At 74.7% G+C, this 21,308-nt stretch carries 19 protein-coding genes and 2 pseudogenes; 7 read left to right on the forward strand and 14 right to left on the reverse strand.

Translation table 11 applies throughout. The features are described from left to right. Window positions 1-16: 16 nt before the first annotated feature. The 3 genes from AB0912_RS17585 to AB0912_RS17595 all read right to left on the reverse strand — a co-directional run bounded on the left by AB0912_RS17585 (window position 17) and on the right by AB0912_RS17595 (window position 2,757). Window positions 17-730 carry a GNAT family N-acetyltransferase gene (locus AB0912_RS17585; protein ID WP_366700535.1) on the reverse strand — a complete coding sequence of 238 codons (714 nt, stop codon included), beginning with the start codon at window positions 728-730 and terminating at the stop codon, window positions 17-19. Beyond that, on the reverse strand, window positions 727-1,647 hold the full coding sequence (locus tag AB0912_RS17590) for an NADP-dependent oxidoreductase (protein ID WP_366700537.1): 921 nt from the start codon (window positions 1,645-1,647) through the stop codon (window positions 727-729). Before AB0912_RS17590 ends, AB0912_RS17585 begins: the two co-directional genes overlap by 4 nt. 210 nt (window positions 1,648-1,857) lie before the next feature. Continuing rightward, complete coding sequence (locus AB0912_RS17595; protein ID WP_366700539.1) at window positions 1,858-2,757, reverse strand: universal stress protein; 900 nt, start codon at window positions 2,755-2,757, stop codon at window positions 1,858-1,860. 454 nt (window positions 2,758-3,211) lie between these two features. Here AB0912_RS17595 and AB0912_RS17600 point away from each other — a divergent pair, with 454 nt between their 5' ends. The 5 genes from AB0912_RS17600 (at window position 3,212) to AB0912_RS17620 (ending at window position 8,282) form a co-directional block, all read left to right on the forward strand. After that, entirely contained in the window at window positions 3,212-3,796 is a 585-nt protein-coding gene (locus AB0912_RS17600) for a hypothetical protein (RefSeq protein ID WP_366700541.1), read from the forward strand. Between the two features lie 262 nt (window positions 3,797-4,058). Next, a complete protein-coding gene (locus AB0912_RS17605) occupies window positions 4,059-5,024 on the forward strand; it encodes an acetylxylan esterase (protein ID WP_366700543.1) in 966 nt (321 codons plus the stop codon). A 257-nt stretch (window positions 5,025-5,281) separates the two neighbouring features. Continuing rightward, on the forward strand, window positions 5,282-6,481 hold the full coding sequence (locus AB0912_RS17610; RefSeq protein WP_366700545.1) for a serine hydrolase domain-containing protein: 1,200 nt from the start codon (window positions 5,282-5,284) through the stop codon (window positions 6,479-6,481). Window positions 6,482-6,592: 111 nt separating this feature from the next. Continuing rightward, entirely contained in the window at window positions 6,593-7,318 is a 726-nt protein-coding gene (locus AB0912_RS17615; RefSeq protein ID WP_366700547.1) for a GntR family transcriptional regulator, read from the forward strand. 130 nt (window positions 7,319-7,448) lie between these two features. After that, window positions 7,449-8,282, forward strand: a complete 834-nt coding sequence (locus AB0912_RS17620; RefSeq protein ID WP_366700550.1) for an alpha/beta hydrolase — start codon at window positions 7,449-7,451, stop codon at window positions 8,280-8,282. 148 nt (window positions 8,283-8,430) lie between these two features. Here AB0912_RS17620 and AB0912_RS17625 read toward each other — a convergent pair whose 3' ends face one another. The 7 genes from AB0912_RS17625 to AB0912_RS17655 form a co-directional block, all read right to left on the reverse strand. Beyond that, window positions 8,431-9,222: a class I SAM-dependent methyltransferase gene (locus AB0912_RS17625; protein ID WP_366700552.1), complete on the reverse strand. Its 792-nt coding sequence runs from the start codon at window positions 9,220-9,222 to the stop codon at window positions 8,431-8,433. A 113-nt stretch (window positions 9,223-9,335) separates the two neighbouring features. Next, window positions 9,336-9,515, reverse strand: a complete 180-nt coding sequence (locus tag AB0912_RS17630) for a hypothetical protein (RefSeq protein WP_366700554.1) — start codon at window positions 9,513-9,515, stop codon at window positions 9,336-9,338. Between the two features lie 86 nt (window positions 9,516-9,601). Then, window positions 9,602-10,852 carry an RNA polymerase sigma factor gene (locus AB0912_RS17635; RefSeq protein ID WP_366700556.1) on the reverse strand — a complete coding sequence of 417 codons (1,251 nt, stop codon included), beginning with the start codon at window positions 10,850-10,852 and terminating at the stop codon, window positions 9,602-9,604. After that, window positions 10,849-11,190, reverse strand: coding sequence for a YciI family protein (locus AB0912_RS17640; protein ID WP_366700558.1), 342 nt, complete (start codon window positions 11,188-11,190; stop codon window positions 10,849-10,851). The genes AB0912_RS17635 and AB0912_RS17640 overlap by 4 nt, the downstream gene beginning before the upstream one ends. Next, a complete protein-coding gene (locus tag AB0912_RS17645) occupies window positions 11,187-11,930 on the reverse strand; it encodes a nuclear transport factor 2 family protein (protein WP_366700560.1) in 744 nt (247 codons plus the stop codon). Before AB0912_RS17645 ends, AB0912_RS17640 begins: the two co-directional genes overlap by 4 nt. Window positions 11,931-12,088: 158 nt before the next feature. Further along, window positions 12,089-13,333 carry a cytochrome P450 gene (locus AB0912_RS17650; RefSeq protein ID WP_366700563.1) on the reverse strand — a complete coding sequence of 415 codons (1,245 nt, stop codon included), beginning with the start codon at window positions 13,331-13,333 and terminating at the stop codon, window positions 12,089-12,091. A gap of 153 nt (window positions 13,334-13,486) precedes the next feature. Next, window positions 13,487-14,152, reverse strand: a complete 666-nt coding sequence (locus AB0912_RS17655; RefSeq protein WP_366700565.1) for an SDR family NAD(P)-dependent oxidoreductase — start codon at window positions 14,150-14,152, stop codon at window positions 13,487-13,489. Window positions 14,153-14,708: 556 nt separating this feature from the next. On the opposite strand from AB0912_RS17655, the gene rho reads away from it, so the two are divergent. Both rho and AB0912_RS17665 read left to right on the forward strand, forming a co-directional pair. Then, on the forward strand, window positions 14,709-15,848 hold the full coding sequence (rho, locus tag AB0912_RS17660) for a transcription termination factor Rho (RefSeq protein ID WP_366700567.1): 1,140 nt from the start codon (window positions 14,709-14,711) through the stop codon (window positions 15,846-15,848). Between the two features lie 140 nt (window positions 15,849-15,988). Then, a pseudogene (locus tag AB0912_RS17665) lies at window positions 15,989-16,846 on the forward strand (serine hydrolase); the annotation flags it as partial. 83 nt (window positions 16,847-16,929) lie between these two features. On the opposite strand, the gene AB0912_RS17670 reads toward AB0912_RS17665, so the two are convergent. The 4 genes and pseudogenes from AB0912_RS17670 to AB0912_RS17685 all read right to left on the reverse strand — a co-directional run. Then, window positions 16,930-18,417: a glycosyltransferase 87 family protein gene (locus AB0912_RS17670; protein WP_366700569.1), complete on the reverse strand. Its 1,488-nt coding sequence runs from the start codon at window positions 18,415-18,417 to the stop codon at window positions 16,930-16,932. Continuing rightward, window positions 18,414-19,820: a polyprenol phosphomannose-dependent alpha 1,6 mannosyltransferase MptB gene (gene mptB, locus AB0912_RS17675; RefSeq protein WP_366700571.1), complete on the reverse strand. Its 1,407-nt coding sequence runs from the start codon at window positions 19,818-19,820 to the stop codon at window positions 18,414-18,416. Before mptB ends, AB0912_RS17670 begins: the two co-directional genes overlap by 4 nt. A 277-nt stretch (window positions 19,821-20,097) precedes the next feature. Continuing rightward, a complete protein-coding gene (locus tag AB0912_RS17680) occupies window positions 20,098-21,048 on the reverse strand; it encodes a glutaminase (protein WP_366700579.1) in 951 nt (316 codons plus the stop codon). A gap of 109 nt (window positions 21,049-21,157) precedes the next feature. Beyond that, window positions 21,158-21,308: pseudogene (locus tag AB0912_RS17685) on the reverse strand (asparaginase); the annotation flags it as partial.

Raw genomic sequence — 21,308 nt, forward strand, 5'->3', positions numbered from 1 at the left:
GCTGAGCCGGGCGAGGTCAGCCCACGCCCACGGCACGCCCGTCGTCCAGGTGTTCCGGGACGCGCGCGGCCAGGAAGCGGGTCGTGCGGCGGAGCCGGAACCCGAGGGACTCGTAAAGCCGGATGGCGTTGGTGTTGCCCGCGCCGGTGTGCAGGAAGGGCGTCTCGCCGCGTTCGCGGATGCCGTGCGCGACGGCCAGGATCAGCCGGCTGGCCAGGCCCTCGCCTCGGTGGGCGGGGTCGGTGCAGACCGCGCTGATCTCGGTCCAGCCCGGCGGATGCAGCCGCTCCCCCGCCATGGCGACCAGGGCGCCTTCCCGGCGGATGCCGAGGTAGGTGCCGAGTTCGACGGTGCGCGGCAGGAAGGGGCCCGGCTGGGTGCGTTCCACCAGGTCGAGCATCTCCGGGACGTCCGCGGGGCCGAGCCGCACCGCTTCGGGGTCCGGCGCGGCGGCGAGTCCGTCGTCCACGAGCTGCACGCCTTCGATGCTGAACGTCACCTCCCAGCCCTGAGGCGTCCGCCCGGTGTAACCGGCGAGCGGCGCCTCGCTGCCGGGGCCGACCAGGGCCGCCAGGTCAGCCCAGTCGTCGGGGCCGGGGTCGTCGGGGAGCGCCAGCCAGGGCGACACGTCGACGGGGTAGCGCAGGACGCGCCCGCGCCGTTCGGCGAAGTGGGCGTGCGGCCCGGTGAGGGACCCGAGGGCCGGGTTGTCCAGGGGGTGGGTGCTCACGCGGCCACCTCGATCACGATCTTGCCGCGGGCGTGGCCGTCCTCGACGGCGCGCAACGCCTCGCCCGCGCGTTCGAGGGGGAAGGTCCGGGTGACGAAGGGGCGCAGTCCGCCCTCGGCGGCGAGCCGGCCCACCTCGTCCAGTACGGCCGCGGTGCGCGCCCGTTCGACCGGGGAGCCGCCGAGCTTCGCGACCGTCTCCCGGTCGGCGCCGGTGATCAGCTTCGCCGGGTCCTCCAGTACGGTCGCCGCGTCCTCCAGCGTCTCGCCGCCGACGAGGTCGAACACCCCGTCCACGCCGGCCGGCGCCGCCGCGCGCAGCCGCTCCGCGAGTCCGGGCCCCGAGGGGACGTGGACGGCGCCGAGTGATTCCACGAAGTCCTTCTTGCCCTCGCTCGCGACCCCGATGCCGCGCAGCCCCGCGTCGCGCGCGATCTGGAGGGCCGCGACGCCGACTCCGCCGCCCGCGCCGGTGACCAGCAGGGTGGCGCCCGCCGGAAGGCCGAGCTGGCGGACTCCGTCGTACGCGGTGGCCGCCGCGACGGGCAGGGTGGCGGCGTCCGTGAAGGACAACGCGGCGGGCTTGTGGGCGGTGACGGCGACGGGCAGCAGGGCGAACTCGGCGTATCCGCCGTCCACCGGGTTGCCGAACACCTCGTCCCCGACGGCGAATCCGGTCACGTCCGCGCCGGTCTCCACGACGACTCCCGCGACCTCGTTGCCGAAGACGGCGGGCAGCGGGCGCGCGTCCCCGCCGGGGCGGCGGTAGCCGGTGCGCTGCTTCCAGTCGACCGGGTTGACGCCGGCCGCGCGCACGGCGACGAGGACCTCGCCGGGTCCGGGGCTCGGCCGGTCCCGCTCCACCAGGGCCTCGGCCTCCGGGCCTCCGTAGCGTGTGAAGACGTACGCCTTGGGCATCTGCTCCCTCACTCTCCCTCGCTGTCGTCACCGGTCGCCGCGGCCCGCTCACCCGGTGTGGGTGTACGGACCACCGGAGTCGGCTTCAGCAGCAAGGATGATCGCGGCGCGGCTATTCCCGGCCGCGGGGAGAGTTCATACGGCCGCAATGATCACCGCGTCCGGCCCGGGTCCCGGCCGGGCGGCGCACGCGAGGAGCGGCCCTGACCGTCAGCCGTGGGGGACGACCGCGACCGGGCAGGCGACCTGGTGGATCAGGGTCCCCACCGCGCGGCCCAGGCGCGCGCCCGTGCGGCGGCCGACGACCAGCAGTCCGGCACCGGCGCAGGCGCCGAGGAGATGGTGGCCGGGGCGGCCGTGCACGACCTGTTCGGCGACCGGGGTGTCCGGGAAGCGGCGGCGCCAGGGCCCCAGCGCGACGGTGAGGGCGCGCCGCCGGGCGGCCTCCTCGTCGGGCGCGTCACCGGGCTCGGCGGCGCTCGGGTCGCCGGCCGCCGGAGCCGCCGTCCAGGCGTGCACGACCTGGAGCGGAGCACCGCGCAAGGCCGCGGTCTCGAAGGCGTGGCCGACGACCGGACCGGCGGGGCGCTCCAGGTCGAGGCCGAGCACCACGGGGCGGTACGCCGCCGCGCCCGGCGAGACACCGGCCGGCACGGGAACCCGTTCGTCCTCGGGGAGTTCACCGGCGGGGACGAGGACCACCGGCCGTTCGGCGCCGGCGGCGACGGCCAGCGCGACGGAGCCGGCCGGACAACTGGGCGCCCCGGTGTGGTCGGTGTGGCCCCGGGAGCCGAGCACCAGGGTCTCCGAGGCGGCGGCGGCCTCGATGAGAGCGAGCACGGCCGGGCTCTCGGCGCCCCGCGCGACGATGTCCAACGCGGGGTGCGCGTAGGAGAGTTGGATGGCGGCCCGGTCGAGCGGGGACCTGGTCCGGCCGGCCGGCACGTCGACGTCCGGGACGCGTACGGGCACGTACTGCCGCGGGTTCGCGTGCAGCAGGCGCAGCGGGAGCCGGCGTCGTCCGGCCTCGCGGGCCGCCCAGTCGGCCGCGTCCAGACTGGCGCGCGAGCCGTCGATCCCCACGGTGATGGTGCGGGTGCCGGGGTTCATTCTGCTGCCTCTCGTCTCTGGTGGTCGATCGTGTCCAGTGGTTCACGCGTGGTCGACCGGTGGGTGTCCGCCGTCCCCGGTGACCGGCCCGCGCCGGCCGGCCGCGCGACGGCCGGCCGGTCGCGCGACGCCGGTCCCCGGCCGTGTTCCGGCGGGGCCGCACGGCATGACCGGGGCCGTCGGCGGGCAGGTGTATCCGACCGGCGGCGGGGCAGCCGGGTTGCACGGGTGTCTCGGCGGAGGCGGCCGGAGTCACGTCATCGGGGCTCCTGTTCGACCGACGCGGGGGTACGCGGGTTCCACGATGGGCGCGGATCAGTCGTACGGCGTCGGAATTCGGCGCGATGGTGGACTTCCGGCGTCCGGCGCGGTAGTCACGGGAGAGGCCGACCGGTGCGGTGCGAAGGCCTGTCCGGCGGGCGTCCGCGACGGCGCGCGGCAGTGAGGAGGGGACATGCGAACCCGGGTGCTCGGCTGGCGCTGGCGCCGCAACTCCCTGCGGCGTCGCTGTGACGCCGTCGAGGCGTGGTGCGTACTCCTGGTGGGTGTCCTGCTGTTCGTCGGCGCGCCGCTGGCCGGCGCCGCCACCGGGTGGTGGTCGTACGAGGCGGCCCGTGCCGAGGCGGCCGCGCAGCGGGCGACCCTGCGCCAGGTGCGGGCCGTCCTGGTGGCCGACACCCCGGCGGCGGTGCCCGCGACGCCGGGTGGCGTCCAGCGCTCCTTCCCCGCGCTGGTCCGCTGGACCGGACCGGACGGCAAGGCGCGTACGGACCTCGTGCGGGTGCCCGCGGGTGTGCGGGGCGGGGCGCGCGTCGACATCTGGACGGACGCCCGGGACCGGATCGTACGCGCGCCGTCGACCACCTCGGCGATCTGGCAACGCGCCCTGGCCGTGGGGCTGTTCACCGCCTTCGGCGTGGTCCTCGCCGTCCTCGTCACCCGGCTGGCGCTGCGCCGGGCCGCCGAACGCCGACGGCTGGAGGAGTGGGCACGCGACTGGGCGCTGACCGAACCCGGCTGGACCCGGCGCACGGCCTGATCTCGGGCGCGGCGGACCCTGCGGACCCGGCACACCGCCTGGCCCCCGGCCCGGCGGACCAGGCACACGGCCCGACCTCCGGCGCGGCGGCGGCCACGGCACACCGCCCGACCGCGGGCGTGGCGGACAGGGCGCTCCGACTGACCTCGGACATGGCGGAGCGGACCGGAGCCGGCCGACGCCCCGCGAGATCGTGGGGAGCCTCCAGGACCGCACGTACGGTGTGATCGTCCGCGCCCCGCACACCGAAAGGTGGTCCTCGATGGCCTTGTTCGACCTCCCCGTGGACGAACTCCGCACCTACCGCGGCGCCGCCACGGAACCCGAGGACTTCGACGCCTTCTGGGCGAAGACGCTCCAGGAGGCCAGAGCGCACGAACTCGGCGCCCGCTTCGAGCCGTTGGAGACTCCGCTCAGGACCGTGCGGGTGCACGACGTGACGTTCGCCGGGTTCGGCGGGCACCCGGTCAAGGGCTGGCTGACCGTGCCGTCGGGGGCGGACGCGCCGCTGCCGACGGTGGTCGAGTTCCTCGGATACGGCGGCGGCCGGGGACTCGCGCACACGCATCTGCTGTGGGCCTCGGCCGGGTACGCGCACTTCGTGATGGACACGCGCGGCCAGGCCAGTGCCTGGGGCGGCGGTGACACCCCGGACCCGGTGGGCAGCGGGCCGGCCTTCCCCGGTTTCATGACCCGCGGTGTCGAGGACCCCGGGACCTACTACTACCGCCGCCTGTTCACGGACGCGGTGCGGGCCGTGGAGGCGGCCCGTACGCATCCGCTGGTCGACGCCTCGCGTGTCGCGGCGCGGGGCGAGAGCCAGGGCGGCGGCGTCGCGATCGCGGTGGGCGGGCTGGTGCCGGACCTCGCGGCGGTCCTGACCGACGTGCCGTTCCTGTGCGACTTCCCGCGGGCCATGGTGGTGACGGACCGCTTGCCGTACCGGGAGATCGGCAACTACCTGAAGACCCACCGCGGGCGCACCGAGCGGGTGCTGCGCACGCTGTCGTACTTCGACGGGGTGCACTTCGCGGCGCGCGGCCGGGCACCCGCGCTGTTCTCGGTGGCCCTGGAGGACCAGACCTGCCCGCCCTCGACGGTCTTCGCCGCGTACAACGCCTGGGCGGCCGAGCCGAAGCGGATCGAGGTGTACGACTTCAACGACCACGAGGGCGGCGGCCCCTACCAGCACGCCGCCCAACTGGACTGGCTGCCCGCGCACATCTGAGCCGGCGGGGGTCGGAGCCGAAGGAGCCGGGCGCCTCGCAACGCCAGACGCCAGACCCCCGGAACGCCGACCCCCGGAACGCCGGGCCCTCGGCGCGTCCGGGCCTCGGGGTGTCAGGCCTCGCGGGGTCGGGCGCCCGCGCGCCGGGGAGGCGGGCGTCAGGGCGTCGCACGCCTTCCCTCCGGTCCGACCAGTCGGTACGTTCAACGGGCCCGGCCCCCCGGCCGGTTCACCCGCCGACGTGTCACGGAGTGCTCATGACCCAGCCGGTCCCCCAGGTCGAAGGCCACTGCGATCCCCGCTTCTCGGCGGTACGCGCCGCGTTCGAGGACAACTTCCGCGACCGCGGCGAACTGGGCGCGGCCGTGGCCGTGACGCTCGGCGGGGAGACCGTGGTGGACCTGTGGGGCGGCTGGTCCGACGCGGCCCGCACCCGCCCCTGGGAGCGGGAGACGGTGGTCAACGTGTGGTCGACGTCGAAGGGGCCGACGGCGCTGTGCGCCCACATCCTGGCGGACCGTGGGCTCCTGGACCTCGACGCCCCGGTGGCCGCGTACTGGCCGGAGTTCGCGGCCGCGGGCAAGCAGGACGTCCTCGTGCGGCATCTGCTGTCGCACCGAGCGGGCCTGTCGGGGCTGCGCGAGCCGCACAGCTTCGAGCAGCTCTGCGACTGGGAGCTGACCGTCCGGCGGCTCGCGGCGCAGGAGCCATGGTGGGAGCCGGGGACCCGGTCCGGCTATCACGCGCTGACCTTCGGCTTCCTGGTCGGCGAGGTGGTCCGGCGGGTGTCGGGGCTGCTGCCGGGCGCGTTCCTGGAGCGGGAGGTGACCGGGCCGCTCGGGATCGACTTCACGATCGGGCTGCCCGAGAAGGAGGCCGGCCGGGCGGCCGAGCTGGTGCATCCGCCGGCCGCTTCGCGAAGTGAACAGGCCGCCGTCTTCGCCCAGTTGGCGCCGGCCGCCGTGGCGGCGCTCACCAACCCGGCGGTCGGCGCCGCGCAGGCGAACACCGCGCGGTGGCGGTCGGCGGAGATCCCGGCCGCCAACGGCCACGGGACGGCCCGGGCGGTCGCCGCGCTGTACGGGATCCTCGCGATGAAGGGCACCTACGGCTCCCGTCAGGTGCTCACCCCGGCGGCGGCCGAGCGGGTCCGCGAGGGGCAGGGCGGTTGTGCCGACCTGGTGCTCGGCGCGGGCTTCGCGCACGACACCGAGGTGGGGCTCGGGCTGTGGCTGAGCGGGGCCAACGGCTCGTACGGCCCCAACCCGAGGGCTTTCGGACACGACGGGTTCGGCGGTTCCTGCGGGCTCGCCGACCCGGAGGCGGGGGTCTCCCTCGGGTACGTGATGAACCGCATGGGCCCGCACTTCGCCGACGACCCACGGAAGATGGCGCTCGTCGACGCGCTGTACGAGGCGCTCCCGGGAGACCCCGCGCGGCCCGGAAATACGGACTGAAACCGGCCGAACCGCCGGACCGCTCTTCCCAAGTGGTTTAGACCAATGCTAGATGTGGTGGCGCAATGAGCCCACACGGCTACGTCGAGTCACCAAGCAGGAGGCGCGGACATGGCCCGCACCACCCACCCGTCCGAACACGAACCGCTCTACGCCCGCATCGCCACCCAGCTCCTCGGCGAGCTGCGGGACGGGTCTGTCGCACCCGGTGAACGACTGCCGGGAGAGCGGGAGCTGGCGACCCGGTTCGGCGTCAGCCGGGAGACCGTACGCCAGGCGCTGCAGTTGCTGCGGCGCGACGGCCAGGTCTCCACCGACCGGCGCGGCAGCCACGCGACCCTGTCCGGCGCCGCCGCGGAACCCGTACCGTCCCTGGACTTCCCCGTCGGAGCGCACACCGGGCAGTCCCCCGCGCACCGCCGGGCGACGGTGACCTGGGAGGCTCCCCCGCCGGAGCACGCGAAGGCCCTCGGGCTCGCCCCGCGCCGCGCCACGCTGGTCCACCGCTACGAGTCGGCCGCGGCGGACGGCAGCGGTCTGCGGACGGCCGTGACGTCCTTCTCCGCGATCGCGGTGAGCGAGGTCGAGGAACTCGCCCGATACCGGGGCCGGGCGGACGGCCACGCCTCGGCCCAGCTCTCGCGCGCCTACGACTGGATGCGCAAGGCGGGCCTGACCCTGCACCACCGCGACGCCATCACCCGCCTCCCCCAGTCGGTGCGGGTCACCCGACGCGTACACGACCAGTACGACCGCCCGCTGGAGATCACCGAACTCACCGTGGAGGCCCAACAGGACGCCCTGGTCTACGAGTTCACCCTCCCGGCCGCCGGGTGACCTCCCGGAGCGGTGCCCGTGGTGACGAAGGGCGCGCTGGGGCCCGCGCCGTGAACACCTGACGTCCGGGAGCACGAACGCAGCCGTCTGGCCGATCCCGGAACGGCGCGGGAGGACTAGCGTCGGTCCCATGACCCTCAACGACGCACAACAGATCGAGCGAGCCAACGCCACAGGCCGTGTCCCCGTCGTCTTCGTCCACGGTCTGTGGCTGCTGCCCAGCAGCTGGGACCGGTGGGCGGCCCACTTCGAGCAGGCCGGTCTCGCCCCCGTCCAGCTGTCCTGGCCCGACGACCCGGACACGGTCGAGGAGGCCAACGCCCGTCCCGAGGTGTTCGCGGGCAAGACGGTGGGCCAGGTGGCCGACCATCTGGAGGGGCTTGTCTCCGGCCTGGCGAAGAAGCCCGCCATCGTCGGTCACTCGTTCGGCGGCCTCCTCGCCCAGATCCTCGCCGGCCGGGGCAGGGCCGCCGTCTCCGTGGCGATCGACCCGGCGCCGTTCCGTGGCGTGCTGCCGCTGCCGATCTCCTCCCTGCGCGCGTCCGCCCCGGTCCTCGGCAACCCGGCCAACCGGAACCGGGCGGTCCCCCTCACCTACGAGCAGTTCCGCTACAGCTTCGCCAACGCGGTCACGGATGAGGAGGCGAGGGAGCTGTACGACACCTTCGCCGTGCCCGCGCCCGGCGCTCCGCTGTTCCAGGCGGCCACGGCCAACGTCAACCCCTGGACCGAGGCCAAGGTCGACACCGAGAACCCGGACCGCGGGCCGCTGCTGATCATCTCCGGCGAGAAGGACCACACCGTGCCGTGGGCGGTCGCCAACGGCGCCTACAAGAAGCAGCAGCACAACCCCGGCGTCACCGAGATCACCGAGATCAAGAACCGGGGACACGCGCTGACCATCGACCACGGCTGGCAGGAAGTCGCCGATACGGCCCTGGAGTTCGTCCGCCGCTTCGTCTGATCGGCCGCTTCGTCTGATCCGGCGTACGGCACGGTGATCGACGTCTTGTCGGTGTGAACGGCGGTCCCCGGAGCACTCACGGCCGGGGGCCGCCGTTCATCTCATCTCATCTCATCTCTTCTCGGCGGGCCGGTGCGGTCGGCGGACGTCACACCCCGTCGGTGGGCGCCGCCGGGGCGTCCGGCGGGCCTGGGCGGGTCGCCACGACCAGGCGGGCCCGGGGGCTGCCGTCCGCGCGGCGGCCGAACTCGGGCAGCGCGTACAGCTCCGTACGGAATCCGGCCCGCGCCAGCTCCCGCCGCACGTCGGCGAGGCGGAACGCGCGGTAGTACATGACGAACGTCGGGCGCAGGAGAGCGTTGCGCACCCGCATCGCCGAGTCGAAGCCGAGCAGCGCCCAGTACCAGGGCGAGCCGGGTCGCGGTGGCGCGGCGACCGGGAAGGTGAAGCGTCCGCCGGGCCGCAGCGCGCGGTGGACCCCGGCGAACAGACCGGGCAGTTCGCGGGGAAGGAAGTGCCCGAACGCGCCGAAACTCACGACCAGGTCGAACGCGGACGTGAAGGGCAGCGCCCGGGCGTCGCCCCGCACCCAGGACACCGGGGGCGAGGCGCCGTTCGTGGCGGGGTCCGGCGGCCCGTCGGAGGCGAGCCGGCGCCGTCCGACGGTGAGCATGCCGGCGCTGATGTCGAGGCCGGTGACGCTCTCCCGGCACAGCTCCCGCAGGACCTCCATGCCCGCCCCGGTGCCGCAGCACAGGTCGAGCCCGGCGGTGAACGGCCCGAGCGGCTCCAGGGCGCGTCCGACCGCGTCGAGGACCGCGTCCGGGGTCCGGAAGGGTGTGTGATCGAACTTGGGTGCCAGCAGGTCGTAGCCGTGCTCGATGGACGACAGGGCCTGCACGGTGAGTTCGCGGAGGGTGGGTCCTTGCGGGGAGAACATCTCGCCGAGCTTAGGGGCAGCGGACGCGGCACGGGGCGCCGATCTCCCGCCCCGCCGCCGGCGCCGGCGGGCGGCGGGCAACTGGCGGCGGGCAACGGGGAGAGGGGCTCCGGTCAGCCGCCGAGGCGCAGTCCGGCGAGCCAGACGTCCGGCGTGCCGGGTTCCGTCCGCCCCGCCTCCCGGGCCGGGTCCACGGGGGCGGGGCGGACGGTCCGGTGACGTGACCGGCGCGCGAACAGAGCGCGCGGTCCGGTCACGCCGGCTGGTGGGGACGCGGTCGCTGGGGTGGTCATCGGGTCCTCCTGGTGGCCGGTGGGCGGTACAGCCGCCTCCCGGCCGACGAGCCGGGAGGCGCCTTCACCCCACCGACGAAGACGCCCTAGCCGGATCGACACTCCGCGAGGCGTTTCTCCAGGAAGCGCCGCTCGGCCGCGTTCTCCACCAGGCCGAGGGCCCGCTCGTACGCGCCGGCGGCCTCCTCCGTACGGCCGGCGCGCCGCAGCAGGTCCGCGCGGGTGGCGGGCAGCAGGTGGTACGCGGCCAGGTCCCCCTCGTCCTCCAGTTCCGCGACGAGCGCGAGTCCGGCGTCGGCCCCCTCGGCCATGCCGACGGCGACCGCCCGGTTGAGCCGGACGACGGGCGAGGGCACGAAGCGCCGGAGTTCGCCGTAGAGGGCGGCGATGTCGGCCCAGTCGGTGGCCGCGGCCGTCGGCGCGGTGGTGTGGCAGGCGGCGATGGCGGCCTGGATCTGGTACGGCCCGGGGCGGCCCCGGCGCAGTGCGGTCTCCAGGAGTGCGGCGCCCTCGTCGATCTCGGTCCGGTCCCAGGCGGTACGGTCCTGGTCCTCCAGGGTGACGAGGTCGCCGGCCGTGTCGACGCGCGTGCCGCGCCGGGCGTCGTGCAGCAGCAACAGCGCGAGCAGGCCCAGGACTTCGGGCTCGTCGGGCATGAGCCGGGCCAGGACGCGGGCGAGCCGGATCGCCTCGGCGCACAGGCCGGTGCGCAGCAGGTCGGCGCCGGCGGTGGCCGCGTACCCCTCGTTGAAGAGCAGGTAGAGCACGCCGAGGACACCGGTTGTGCGCTCGGGCAGCAGATGCGCGGGCGGTACGCGGTAGGGGATGCCGGCGTTGCGGATCTTGCGTTTGGCGCGCACCAGACGCTGGGCCATGGTCGCCTCGGGGACGAGGAAGGCCCGGGCGATCTCGGGCGTGGTCAGCCCGGCCAGGGTGCGCAGGGTGAGCGCCACCCGGGCCTCGATGGGCAGGGCGGGATGGCAGCAGGTGAAGATCAGCCGCAGCCGGTCGTCCTCGACGCCGCTGCCGTCCCCGGCCTCCGGGCCGCCTGGCCCGTCGTCTCGCGCCAGCAACGCCACCTCCCGCAGTTTCCGCGCGCCGACCGCTTCCCGGCGCAGTACGTCCAGGGCGCGGTGACGCGCGGTCGTGGTCAGCCAGGCGCCGGGGCGGCGCGGCACTCCGTCGCGCCGCCACCGGTTGAGGGCCTGGGTGAAGGCGTCCTGGGCGCACTCCTCGGCGAGGTCCCAGTCGCCGGTCACCCGGATGAGGGTGGCGACGACCTGGCCCCATTCCTCGTGGAAGGCGGCGGCGACCGCCTTCTCGACGTCGTCGTTCACTCCCAGACCGGCCGCACCTCCACCGATCCGCCGCCGAGCGCGGCCGGATGGCGGGAGGCGAGGGAGATGGCCTCGTCGAGATCGGCGACCTCGATGAAGTCGATGCCCGCGACGTACTCCTTGGACTCGACGAACGGCCCGTCGCTGAGCAGGACTTCGTCGCCCTGGACGCGGACGGTGGTGGCGTCGGAGGCCGGCCGCAGCCGGGCTCCGCCCTTCACGATGTCCCGGCCGCGGACCTCTTCGATGTACGAGGCGAAGCGGGGGTCGGCCGCGATCTGCTCGGGGCTCGCCTCCTCGCCGCCGACGGGTGTGCAGATGAACAGGGCGTACTTCACGGCCGGACCTCCTCGGCTCCGTGGCCGGCCGGGACCGAGCTGTGCTGGTGGACGATCTGCCAGCGGTCGCCCGCCTCCCGGTACCCGGTGGTGACGCGTTCCGTGGTGTCCAGTGTGCCGCCGTCGGCGAGCGTGGCGCGCGTGCGGACCAGGGCGTGGCTGAAGGCGACGCTCTCGTCGACGCGGAGGCGGAAGCCGGACACCTCGCGCTCGACGGGGCCGGCGATCGTGGAGAGGCGGAGTTCCTCGGCCTTGCGGAGGGCGTCGACGCCGCTCTGCTCCCCGCCGGTCGCGGAGTGGAAGACCTCGACGTCCGGGGCGTAGCAGGCCATCGCGCGTTCGACGTCGCGCTCGCGGGCGGCCTCGGTCAGCTCGGCGTCGAGGCGGCGGATCGCGGTCCCGGCGTCCTCCTCGTCCCAGAACGCGCGGATCTCCATGGCGCCGACGGCCGCGACGGGGTGCCGCGCGGCGGCGGCGATGGCCTCCTCGATGCCGGTGCACTCCAGGACGTCGAACCCGGCGATGTACTCCTTGGTCTCGGCGAAGGGGCCGTCGGTGCGCAGCACCTCGCCGCCGCGGACCCGGATCGTCACCGCGTCGGTGGGCGGGCGCAGCCGGTGGCCGTGCAGCCGCACCTCGCGCTCGGCGCTCAGTTCCTCCACCCAGGGTTCGACGGGCTCCACCTCGGCGGGGACCTCGGTGTCGTCTCCGCCGCCGCAGACGAGCAGCATGTACTTCATGGTTCCTCCCGGTGCTCAGTTGCTTCCTACACCCCACCGACGAACGGGGTCGCGGCGGATCGACAGCGGGCGCGGAAATTTTCCGGCGCCGGGCCGCCGGTACGCACACGGCGGCCCGAAAGTCCCGGGGGAACGGGGAAAGTGCCAGGTCAGCGGGGTCAGGCGCGCGGCCGTACCGGAAGGGCCCGGACGCTGTTCCCGACGAAACTGGCGTGCCGGGTCAGCTCCGTCTCGGGCACGGCGAGGTCGAGGTGGGGGAAGCGGGTGAAGAGCCGTTCCAGGGCGATGGTGGCCTCCATGCGGGCGAGCGGGGCGCCGAGGCAGTAGTGCGCGCCGTGCCCGAGGGAGAGGTGGCGGGTGGCGCCGGGCCTGCGGGCGCGGGTGACGTCGAAGCGGTCGGCGTCCGGCCCGTGCGCGGCCCGGTCGCGTCCGGCGGCCGAGTAGCCGGCGAGCACCGGTGTGCCCTGGGGGATGACGGTGCCGTCGAGCGTCAGGTCCCGTACGGGGTAGCGGAAGGGGAAGTAGCTCACCGGCGCGTCCCAGCGCAGCGTCTCCTCGACGACGTCGGCCCAGTCCGCCTCGCCCCGCAGGACCGACTCCAACTGGTCCCGGTGTCCGCAGAGCGCGCGTACGGCGTTGGTGATCAGGTTCAGGGTGGTCTCGTGCCCGGCGATGATCATGAGGACGAGGGTGCCGATGAGTTCCTGCTGGCTGAGCCGGTCGCCGTCCTCGTCGCGGGCGGCGATCAGCGCGCTGGTGAGGTCGTCGCCGGGGTTCTCGGCGCGTGCGGCGGCCACCGCGGCGAGCACGGCGACGAGTTCGCGGTTGGCGGCGACGACCTGCTCCGGGCCGATGTCGGTCGCGACGACCTGGTTGGAGAGGTGGTGGAGCCGGTCGAGGTGCTCGGCGTCGACTCCGAGGAGTTCGCCGATGACGCCCATCGGCAGCGGCAGCGCGAAGTGCCGGCGCAGGTCGGCCACTCCCCCGCCGTCGCGCGCCGCCGCGTCCAGGTCGTCGAGCAGACGATCCGTCAGTTTCACTATCCGTGGCCGGAGTTGTTCGACCCTTCGGGTGGTGAAGGCCTTGCTGACCAGGGACCGCAGCCGCCGGTGGTCGTCGCCGTCCGCGGTCGTCATCCCCCGCACGGTGGCGAAGGTCAGCAGCGGCCAGCCGGCGGTGACGCGTCCCTCGCGCAGGGCCGTGAAGTGCTCGGCGCCCTTCGCGACGTCGGGGTGCGCGAGGAACTCCCGCAGCGCCTCGTGCCCGAGCACCGCCACGCCCTCCACCTCGCCGGGCAACAGGACCGTGGCGACGGCGCCTTGGGCGAGCAGCCGTGCGTTGTCGGCGTGCGGGCAGCCGCCGGCCGGGTCCAGGCGATGGGGCGTGCGGGACGGGTTGTCCACCGAAGTCTCCTTGCTGCGCGGCCGAGTTGACGGTCGTACGGCACACGCGGCGCCGTACGACGACCGATTGTGTCCGCTCGGGGCGGCGGGCGCAGCACCCCCGGGCACTTTCGGGCGTCACCGGGCGGACCGCGCCGGGGACAGGGCCTGAGGTCAGCCGTCCAGGTCGTCGGCGAAGTGCCGGAAGCCGTGGCGGTCTTGGTGCATGGCCCAGAGGGTCTCGGCCAGGGCGTCCGGGTCCTTGCGGGGGTGTCCGGCGCTGATGGCGCCGGGGATGACGAGCTGCCCGACGTGGATGCCGTCGGGGGCGAGGGTGTCGTGCAGCAGATGGCCGTAGGCGCTCTCGGCGGCGAAGGCGACCGACGTGCCCGCTCGCTCGGGGTGCGGGATCACGGCGCTGCCGCCGTTGACCAGCAGGACGGTGCCCCGGCCGAGCGAGCGCATCCCGGGCAGTACCTGCCGCACGGCCGCGACGCATCCGTAGAGGGAGAACTCGATCGGTCCGATCATGTCGTCGGGGCGGGTCTCCAGCACCGGCCGCATGTAGTCCGGGTGCGGGACGGGGCTGTACTGGAGCACCTCGACGGGGCCGAGCGTCTCGGCCGCGGCGGCCAGGGCGGCCGTGAGCGCCTTGGGGTCGCGGACGTCGGCGGCGAAACCGCCCGCCGTGACGCCCGTGCCCGCGAGTCCGGCGGCCAGCGCGTCCACCCGCTCCTGGTTCCGTGAGACGAGGGCGACGGCGAAGCCCTCGCGGCCGAACCGGCGGGCGACGGCCGCGCCCAGACCGGGGCCCGCCCCGATGACGGCGATCGTGGTCATGTCCTCACCTCGGATGCTCTGAGCGGTTCGACGGGTCCTGCGCGCTGCTGCTCGAAGGCCGTCCGTTCAGCGTAGGTGCGCCACCGCCGGCCCGACACCGCACGCGCCCCGTGCCCCGTGCCCCGTGCCCCGTGCCCCACACCGCACACCGCACACCGCACACCGCACACCGCACACCGCACACCGCAGCGGCGATGCCCGGCGGCCGGCGCGCGGGAATAGGCCGTCCTACCGGGGCGTTGACCCTTCCGAGTGACCGCCGAGAGGCGGGTCACTGTCGGGCCGGCCACCGCGGTGGTACGGTAGCCGCAGCACTTGTGTACGCCTCTTCGTTCAGGCGCCGGTGCCGTTCATTTCTCTCTCGCCGATACGCCGTCGATTCCGACCGGCCGCCCGGCTTCCCCGCATCGCCTCACGTGCACGGCCAGGGACGCGTTCCCGTCGTACCCGAGGTGCTGTTCCCGCCGCACCGAGGCGCGCCCCGCGCCCTCCCTCCGCGGCTCCTCCCCTCATTCCCTCCGCATGTCACGTGCGGCCCGTCCCGAGAGGACATCCCATGACCACCACACTCGAACGCCCCCCTGTGCAGGAGCGGCCCCGGACCCAGACCGCCACCGGTGTCCTCGACATCGACGGCAACGGGAAGGGCCATCTGCGCTCCTCGAACTGCCTGCCCTCGCCCACCGACCTCCAGGTCTCCCCCGCGCTCATCCGCCGGCACGGCCTGCGCAAGGGCGACACCGTCGAGGGCCCGCGCGGCACCTCGCGCACCCTCATCGAGGTCGAGCGGGTGAACGGCCGGGCACCCCAAGAGCTGCGCCGGCGCCCGCACTTCGGCGACCTGACCCCGCTCCACCCGCGCGAGCGGCTCCGCCTCGAACATCCGGCGAGCGGCGCCGCCGGACGCGTCGTGGACCTGTTCGCCCCGGTCGGCAAGGGCCAGCGCGGGCTGATCGTCGCCCCGCCCAAGACCGGCAAGACGGTGCTGCTCCAGCAGATCGCCGCCGCCGTCGCCGGCAACCACCCCGAATGCCATCTGATGGTCGTGCTGCTGGACGAGCGGCCCGAGGAGGTCACCGACATGCGGCGTTCCGTACGCGGCGAGGTGTTCGCCTCCACGTTCGACCAGGCGCCCAGGCAGCACATCGCGCTCGCCGAACTCGTCGTGGAGCGGGCCAAGCGGCTGGTCGAGGCCGGCCAGGACGTCGTGATCCTGCTCGACTCCCTCACCCGGCTGTGCCGCGCGCACAACAACGCCGCCGCCGCCGGGGGCCGCACGCTCAGCGGCGGTGTCGACGCCGCCGCGCTCCAGGGTCCCAAGCGGCTGTTCGGCGCCGCGCGCCTCGCCGAGGAGGGCGGCTCGCTCACCATCCTCGCCACCGCCCTGGTGGAGACCGGCTCACGGGCCGACGAGTACTTCTTCGAGGAGCTGAAGGGCACCGGCAACATGGAACTCCGGCTCGACCGGACCCTGGCCTCCCGCCGCGTCTTCCCCGCCGTCGACATCAACCCGTCCGGCACCCGGCGTGAGGAACTCCTGCTTCCCGCCGCCGAGTTGCGGGCCGTACGGGGACTGCGCCGCGCCCTGGGAACACGCGACGGCCAGACCTCCCTGGAGACGCTTCTGGAACGCCTGCGCGCCACGCCCGACAACGCGGCCTTCCTGCGCCAGGTCCAGCCCACCCTGCACTCCTGATCCCCGCCGGCCGCTCCTGGTCTCCCCCGCCCTCTTCTCGTCGTCGCCGGTTCCGCTCCCGTTGCGGCATCCGGGTGCTCGGCGCCGTCGCCCGGCCCGGGCATCCCGGCGTGTCGTGACTCCCTTCCTACGTTTGCGGTATGACCATCGGATTCTCATTCCGGACTACCGCCTCTCGTTCCGCGGTCGCCCGCGTCGCCGTCCGCTGTTCCGCGCTCTGTGTGGCCGGCGCCCTGGCCGCCGCGCCGGGACAGGCCGCCGCCCAGTCCTCGCCGGGCCCCGGGACACCGCGGCCCACGGTCTCCGCGTCCCCGTCGCTGTACCAGGAGGGGACCCAGGTTCGGCTCCGCGCCGGCGCGCCACGTGTTCCCGAGGACATCTCCGCGCTGTCGTGGCTGGTCGCCGACGCCCGTACGGGGGACGTGCTGGCCGCCCATGACGCCCACCGCCCGCTGCCGCCCGCCAGCACCCTCAAGACCCTCTTCGCGCTCACCGTCCTGCCGGGCCTGCCCGGCGGCATCCAGCACACCGTCAGCGAACGGGAACTGGAGGGCATCGGCGAGGGCAGCAGCATGGTCGGCGTGGTCGAGGGACACACCTACCGCGTCGCGGACCTGTGGCGCGGGGTCTTCCTCAACTCCGGCAACGACGCCGTGCACGTGCTCGCCGCGATGAACGGCGGCTGGACGGCCACCGCCACCCAGATGCAGGCCAAGGCCCGCGCCCTCGGCGCCCGCGACACCCACGTGGTGTCCCCCGACGGCTACGACACCCCCGGCCAGGTGTCCTCGGCGTACGACCTCGCGGTGTTCGGCCGCGCCGGGCTGCGCAACGCCGACTTCGCACGGTACTGCGCCACGGTCGACTCCATGTTCCCCGGCAACGGCTCCCCGTTCGGCATCCGCAACACCAACCGGCTGCTCACCGGCGCCGACGGGGTGGCACCCTACCCGGGCCTGATCGGCATCAAGAACGGCTACACCACGAACGCGGGCAACACCCTCGTCGCCGCCGCGCGGCACGGCGGGCGCACCCTTGTCGTGACGGTGATGAACCCGCAGTCGGGTGGCGGGTTCGCGGTCTACGAGGAGGCTCGCTCGCTGCTCGACTGGGGCTTCTCGGCGGCCGGCCACGTCGATCCCGTGGGCACGCTGCTCGACACCCGGTCCGTGCCGGCGGCCGGCCCCGACTCCCGTCCCGTGTCCGCCGCGCTCCCGGCCCGGGCCCCGGACGACGAGGGTCCCGGGTGGCCGGGCGCGGCGGGCATCGCCGGAGCCGCCGCCCTGGGCGCCGCCGGGGTCGCTCTCGCCCTGCGCCTCAAGGCCGGCCGCACGCCACGCGGCTGACCGGCCGGCAGCCACAGCAACAGGCCCAGCGTGATCCACGTATAGAGGTTGCCGCCGAGGAAGCCGTCCAGGCCCGAGGCGTCGTCGAACCACAGCCACACCACGCTGCTGCACAGCACCGCGTACAGCACGGCCGCGACGCGCGGCCTGCGGCGGTGCAGCAGTACGGCGAAGGACGGCAGCAGCCAGACGAGGTGGTGCACCCAGGTGATCGGGCTGACCAGGCAGGCGGCCAGGCCGGTGAGGGCGAACGCGGCGGTCCAGTCCTCGGCGGCCAGCGCGCGCGAGGTCCGCCACGCCCAGACGCACAGCACCAGCAGGGCGGCCGTCACCCACAGGGCCCGGCTCGGCTCCCCCGGTGCCGCGAGCCGGGCGAGCACGCCCTGCACCGACTGGTTGGAGACATAGGCGAGCCGGCCGACCCGGGCGGTGTCCCACAGGGCGTCGGTCCAGTAGAAGCGCGAGGCGGCCGGTGCGACCCAGGCGGCCAGCCCGGTGGCCGCGGCGGCGACGGCCGTGGCGACACCGGCGGCCCGCCGGCGGCGGGCGAGCAGCAGCAGGACGATGAACAGCGCCGGGGTGAGCTTGACCGCCGCGGCGAGCCCGATGCCGACGCCGGCCCGGCGGCCGTGCCCGTGGGAGAGCAGCCAGGCGTCGCCGAGGACGAGGGCCAGCAGCACCAGGTTGACCTGCCCGAAACTGAAGGTGTCGCGGAGCGGTTCGAACAGGGGCAGCAGACAGGCCGTCAGGGCGAAGCCGAACCAGCCGTAGCGGCGCAGCGCGGGCCCGACGAGGATGCCCACCACGACGGCCAGGGCCGCCAGGTTGACCAGCAGCGCGAGGACGATCGCCGTACGCAGTCCGACCAGCGCCAGGGGCAGCATGCCGAGGGCGGCGAACGGCGGATAGGTGAAGCCGTACGTGGTGCCGGGCACCTGGTAGTCGTAGATCCGGCCGCCGTGGTGGGCCCAGGAGTCGACCGTGCCGTAGTAGACGCGCAGGTCGAACCAGTCGCGCAGCAGCGGCACGGTGGCGGTGAAGACGCCGACGGCCACCGCCAGGGCGAGGACGAACGCGAGCCGTCCGCGGTCGGTGCCCGGCAGGGCGGACCCGCCGTCCGGCGTCCGTATGCCGTCGCCGTGCGCCGTCGCCCCGTCCGTCCCTCGCACCGTGCCGCGCGCCGTCCCGTCCTGCGGGGTGGTCGTCGTGCCGTGGGTCGTCATGCCGTTCGCTCCCGTCCCAGTCGCTGTGGCCGGGCCGCCTGGTGGGCCTGCCAGAGCACGACGAGGGCGAGCGCGCCGCCGCAGACGGCGAGGATCACCTGTTCCCCGTCGGCCGGGGCACCGCTCGGCAGCACGGTGAGGGCGAGGACCGCGCTGGCGGCGGCGACCCGGGCGCGCACCGAGCCGCTGGGGGCCGCCGCCGCGATGAGGAACAGCCCCCACAGGGCGTACCAGGGGCGGACGGCCGGTCCGAACACGGCGACGGCGGCGAGGCTCAGGCCGAGCGCGTAGACCGGGCCCGGGCGCAGCCGCAGCCATATGAACAGCAGCAGGGCCGCGGTCGCGACGAGTCCGGCCGCGTGCCAGGCGGGCAGGGCGAACGGGGCGAGGCCGCTGCCCAGGTGCCGGAGCAGGGCGCCGGTGCCGCGGCCGAGGAGGCTGGTGGGTGACCAGTTGTGCGGTGAGACGGGGGTCTTCAGGGCGGCGATCCAGCCGTAGCCCGTTCCGGCGACCGCCGTCGCCACGACCGTGGTGGCGACCGCGACCGCCGTGGTGACCGCCGTGGAACGCAGCAGGGCCCGCCTGCCGCGGCCACGGGAGCGCAGCGCGACGACCGCCAGCAGGCCGAGCGCGGCGGGCGCCTTGACCAGCGCGGCCAGCGTGATCAGGACGACCCCGAGGACGGGCCACCGGCCGCGCGCGGCCACCAGGCCGACGCCGAGCAGGCCCAGCATGATGGCGTCGTTGTGCGCGCCGGCCACCAGGTGCAGCAGGACCAGCGGGTTGAGCGCGCCGAGCCACAGCGCGGCGGCCGGATCGGCGCCGCTGTGCCGGGCGAGGCGGGGCAGCGCGGCGGCCATCAGGGCGACGCCGAGCAGCGCGACCAGGCGCATGCCCAGCAGCCCCGCCGGTATCTGGCCTCGGGTCAGCGCCGACAGGACGGAGGCGACCACGAGGAAGACCGGCCCGTACGGTGTCGCGGTCTGCTGCCAGACGGGCGCCACCTCGTCGGCGAGCGGGCCGCCGAGCCGCGCGGGCCCGTACGCGTACACGTCGATGTGGGCGTCGACCATCGCGCCCTGGGCGAGGTAGCTGTAGACGTCCCGGCTGAACAGCGGCGGCGCGAGCAGCAGCGGCGCCGCCCAGACGGCCAGGACGAGCAACAGGGAGCGCACGGTGGGCGGTTCGGGCCCTCGGACGACGCCGCCGAGCAGCACCCAGGCCGCTATCAGCAGGACGACGCCGAAGTACACGCCGACCAGGCCCAGGACGGCCCGCACGGAGCCGGGGGCGAGGAAGTCGTGGGTGGGCAGCGCCCCGGCGGTCTCGCCGCCCAGCGCGAGGAACGCGGTGCCGGCCAGGCCGAGGGCCTGACAGCGGCGGAGATCGACGGGGAAAGCCATGGCCAACACTCGGTCATCGTGTCAACGCCGCATGGCCGGAAGGCGACGCGGCGCTCTCCGGACGGGGTCCGGCTCGTGACCTCCGTGTGCGGGGCCGCCCTGGCTGCGGACCTGTGCCGGGCGCGGGCTGCCCGCGAGCGGGGCGTGCCCGGGAGCGGGATGCCCGGGTGCGGGGGGGGGCGTGCCCAGGAGCGGGGCGTGCCCAGGAGCGGGGCGTGCCCAGGAGCGGGGCGTGCCCGGACGGCTTCCTTACGGGAACGCCCGTCCTGGGCGCGCCTCAGAACACCGACACTCCCGTCAGGGTGGTGAAGCGGTCCAGGGCCGCCACGCCCGCGACCGAGTTGCCGCGCTCGTCGAGACCCGGGCTCCAGACGCACAGCGTGCAGCGCCCGGGCACGACCGCGATGATCCCGCCGCCCACCCCGCTCTTGCCGGGCAGCCCGACCCGGTACGCGAAGTCGCCCGCCGCGTCGTACGTCCCGCAGGTCAGCATGATCGCGTTGATCTGCTTGGCCTGGCTCTGGGTCAGCAGCCGGCCGCCGTCGGCGCGGATGCCGTGCCGGGCGAGGAAACCGGTGGCGAGGGCGAGGTCGGCGCAGGACGCGGCGATCGAGCACTGGAGGAAGTACTGCTCCAGGAGCACCGGCACGGGGTTGTCGATGTTGCCGTACGACGCCATGAAATGGCCGAGCGCGGCGTTGCGGTCGCCGTTGGCGGCCTCGGAGGCGGCGATGTCCCGGTCGAAGGCGAGCGCCGGGTTGCCGCTCTCGGCGCGCAGGAACTCCAGCAGGGCGCCGGCCGCGTCGCCGGTCCGGGTCTGGAGCCGGTCGGTGACGACGAGGGCGCCCGCGTTGATGAAGGGGTTCCGGGGGATGCCGTTCTCGTACTCCAACTGGACCAGCGAGTTGAAGGGGTTGCCGGAGGGCTCGCGTCCGACGTGCTCCCACAGGGCGTCGCCCTCGCGGGCCAGGTCGAGGGCGAGGGTGAAGACCTTGGTGATGGACTGCGCCGAGAACGGCTCGCGCCAGTCCCCCACCCCGTAGACCGTGCCGTCGAGTTCGGCGACGGCCATGCCGAAGCGGCGCGGGTCGCAGGCGGCCAGCGCCGGGATGTAGTCGGCGGGCCGGCCGCGCCCGGGCGTCTGCGCGACCTCGGTGGCGATGCGTTCCAGGACGGGCTGGAACGTCAGCGACGACGGATACGACGTTTCCCCAGACATGATCACCATTGTGCTGCGCTCCTGGCCGTGCGGCGTGCGGGCTTGTCCGGCGGCTTGTTCCAGCCGCTTGCTCACGGGGCCGTCTCCAGGGGATGAGACGGCCCCGGCGTCGGTCCGCTCAGGCGTGGGCCGGCGCGCCGAGGGGGTCGAGGGCCCGGACCGGGCGGATGTGGCCGACGACCTCGCCGCCGCCGAGGAGGGGCGCGCCCGCGAAGGCGGTCAGGGCGGCCGGGTCGACCCCGGCGCGGGCCAGGGCCGCGGCGGCCACC

The organism is Streptomyces sp. NPDC007084 (assembly GCF_040703595.1).
In the GTDB taxonomy this organism is placed as follows: Bacteria; Actinomycetota; Actinomycetes; order Streptomycetales; family Streptomycetaceae; genus Streptomyces.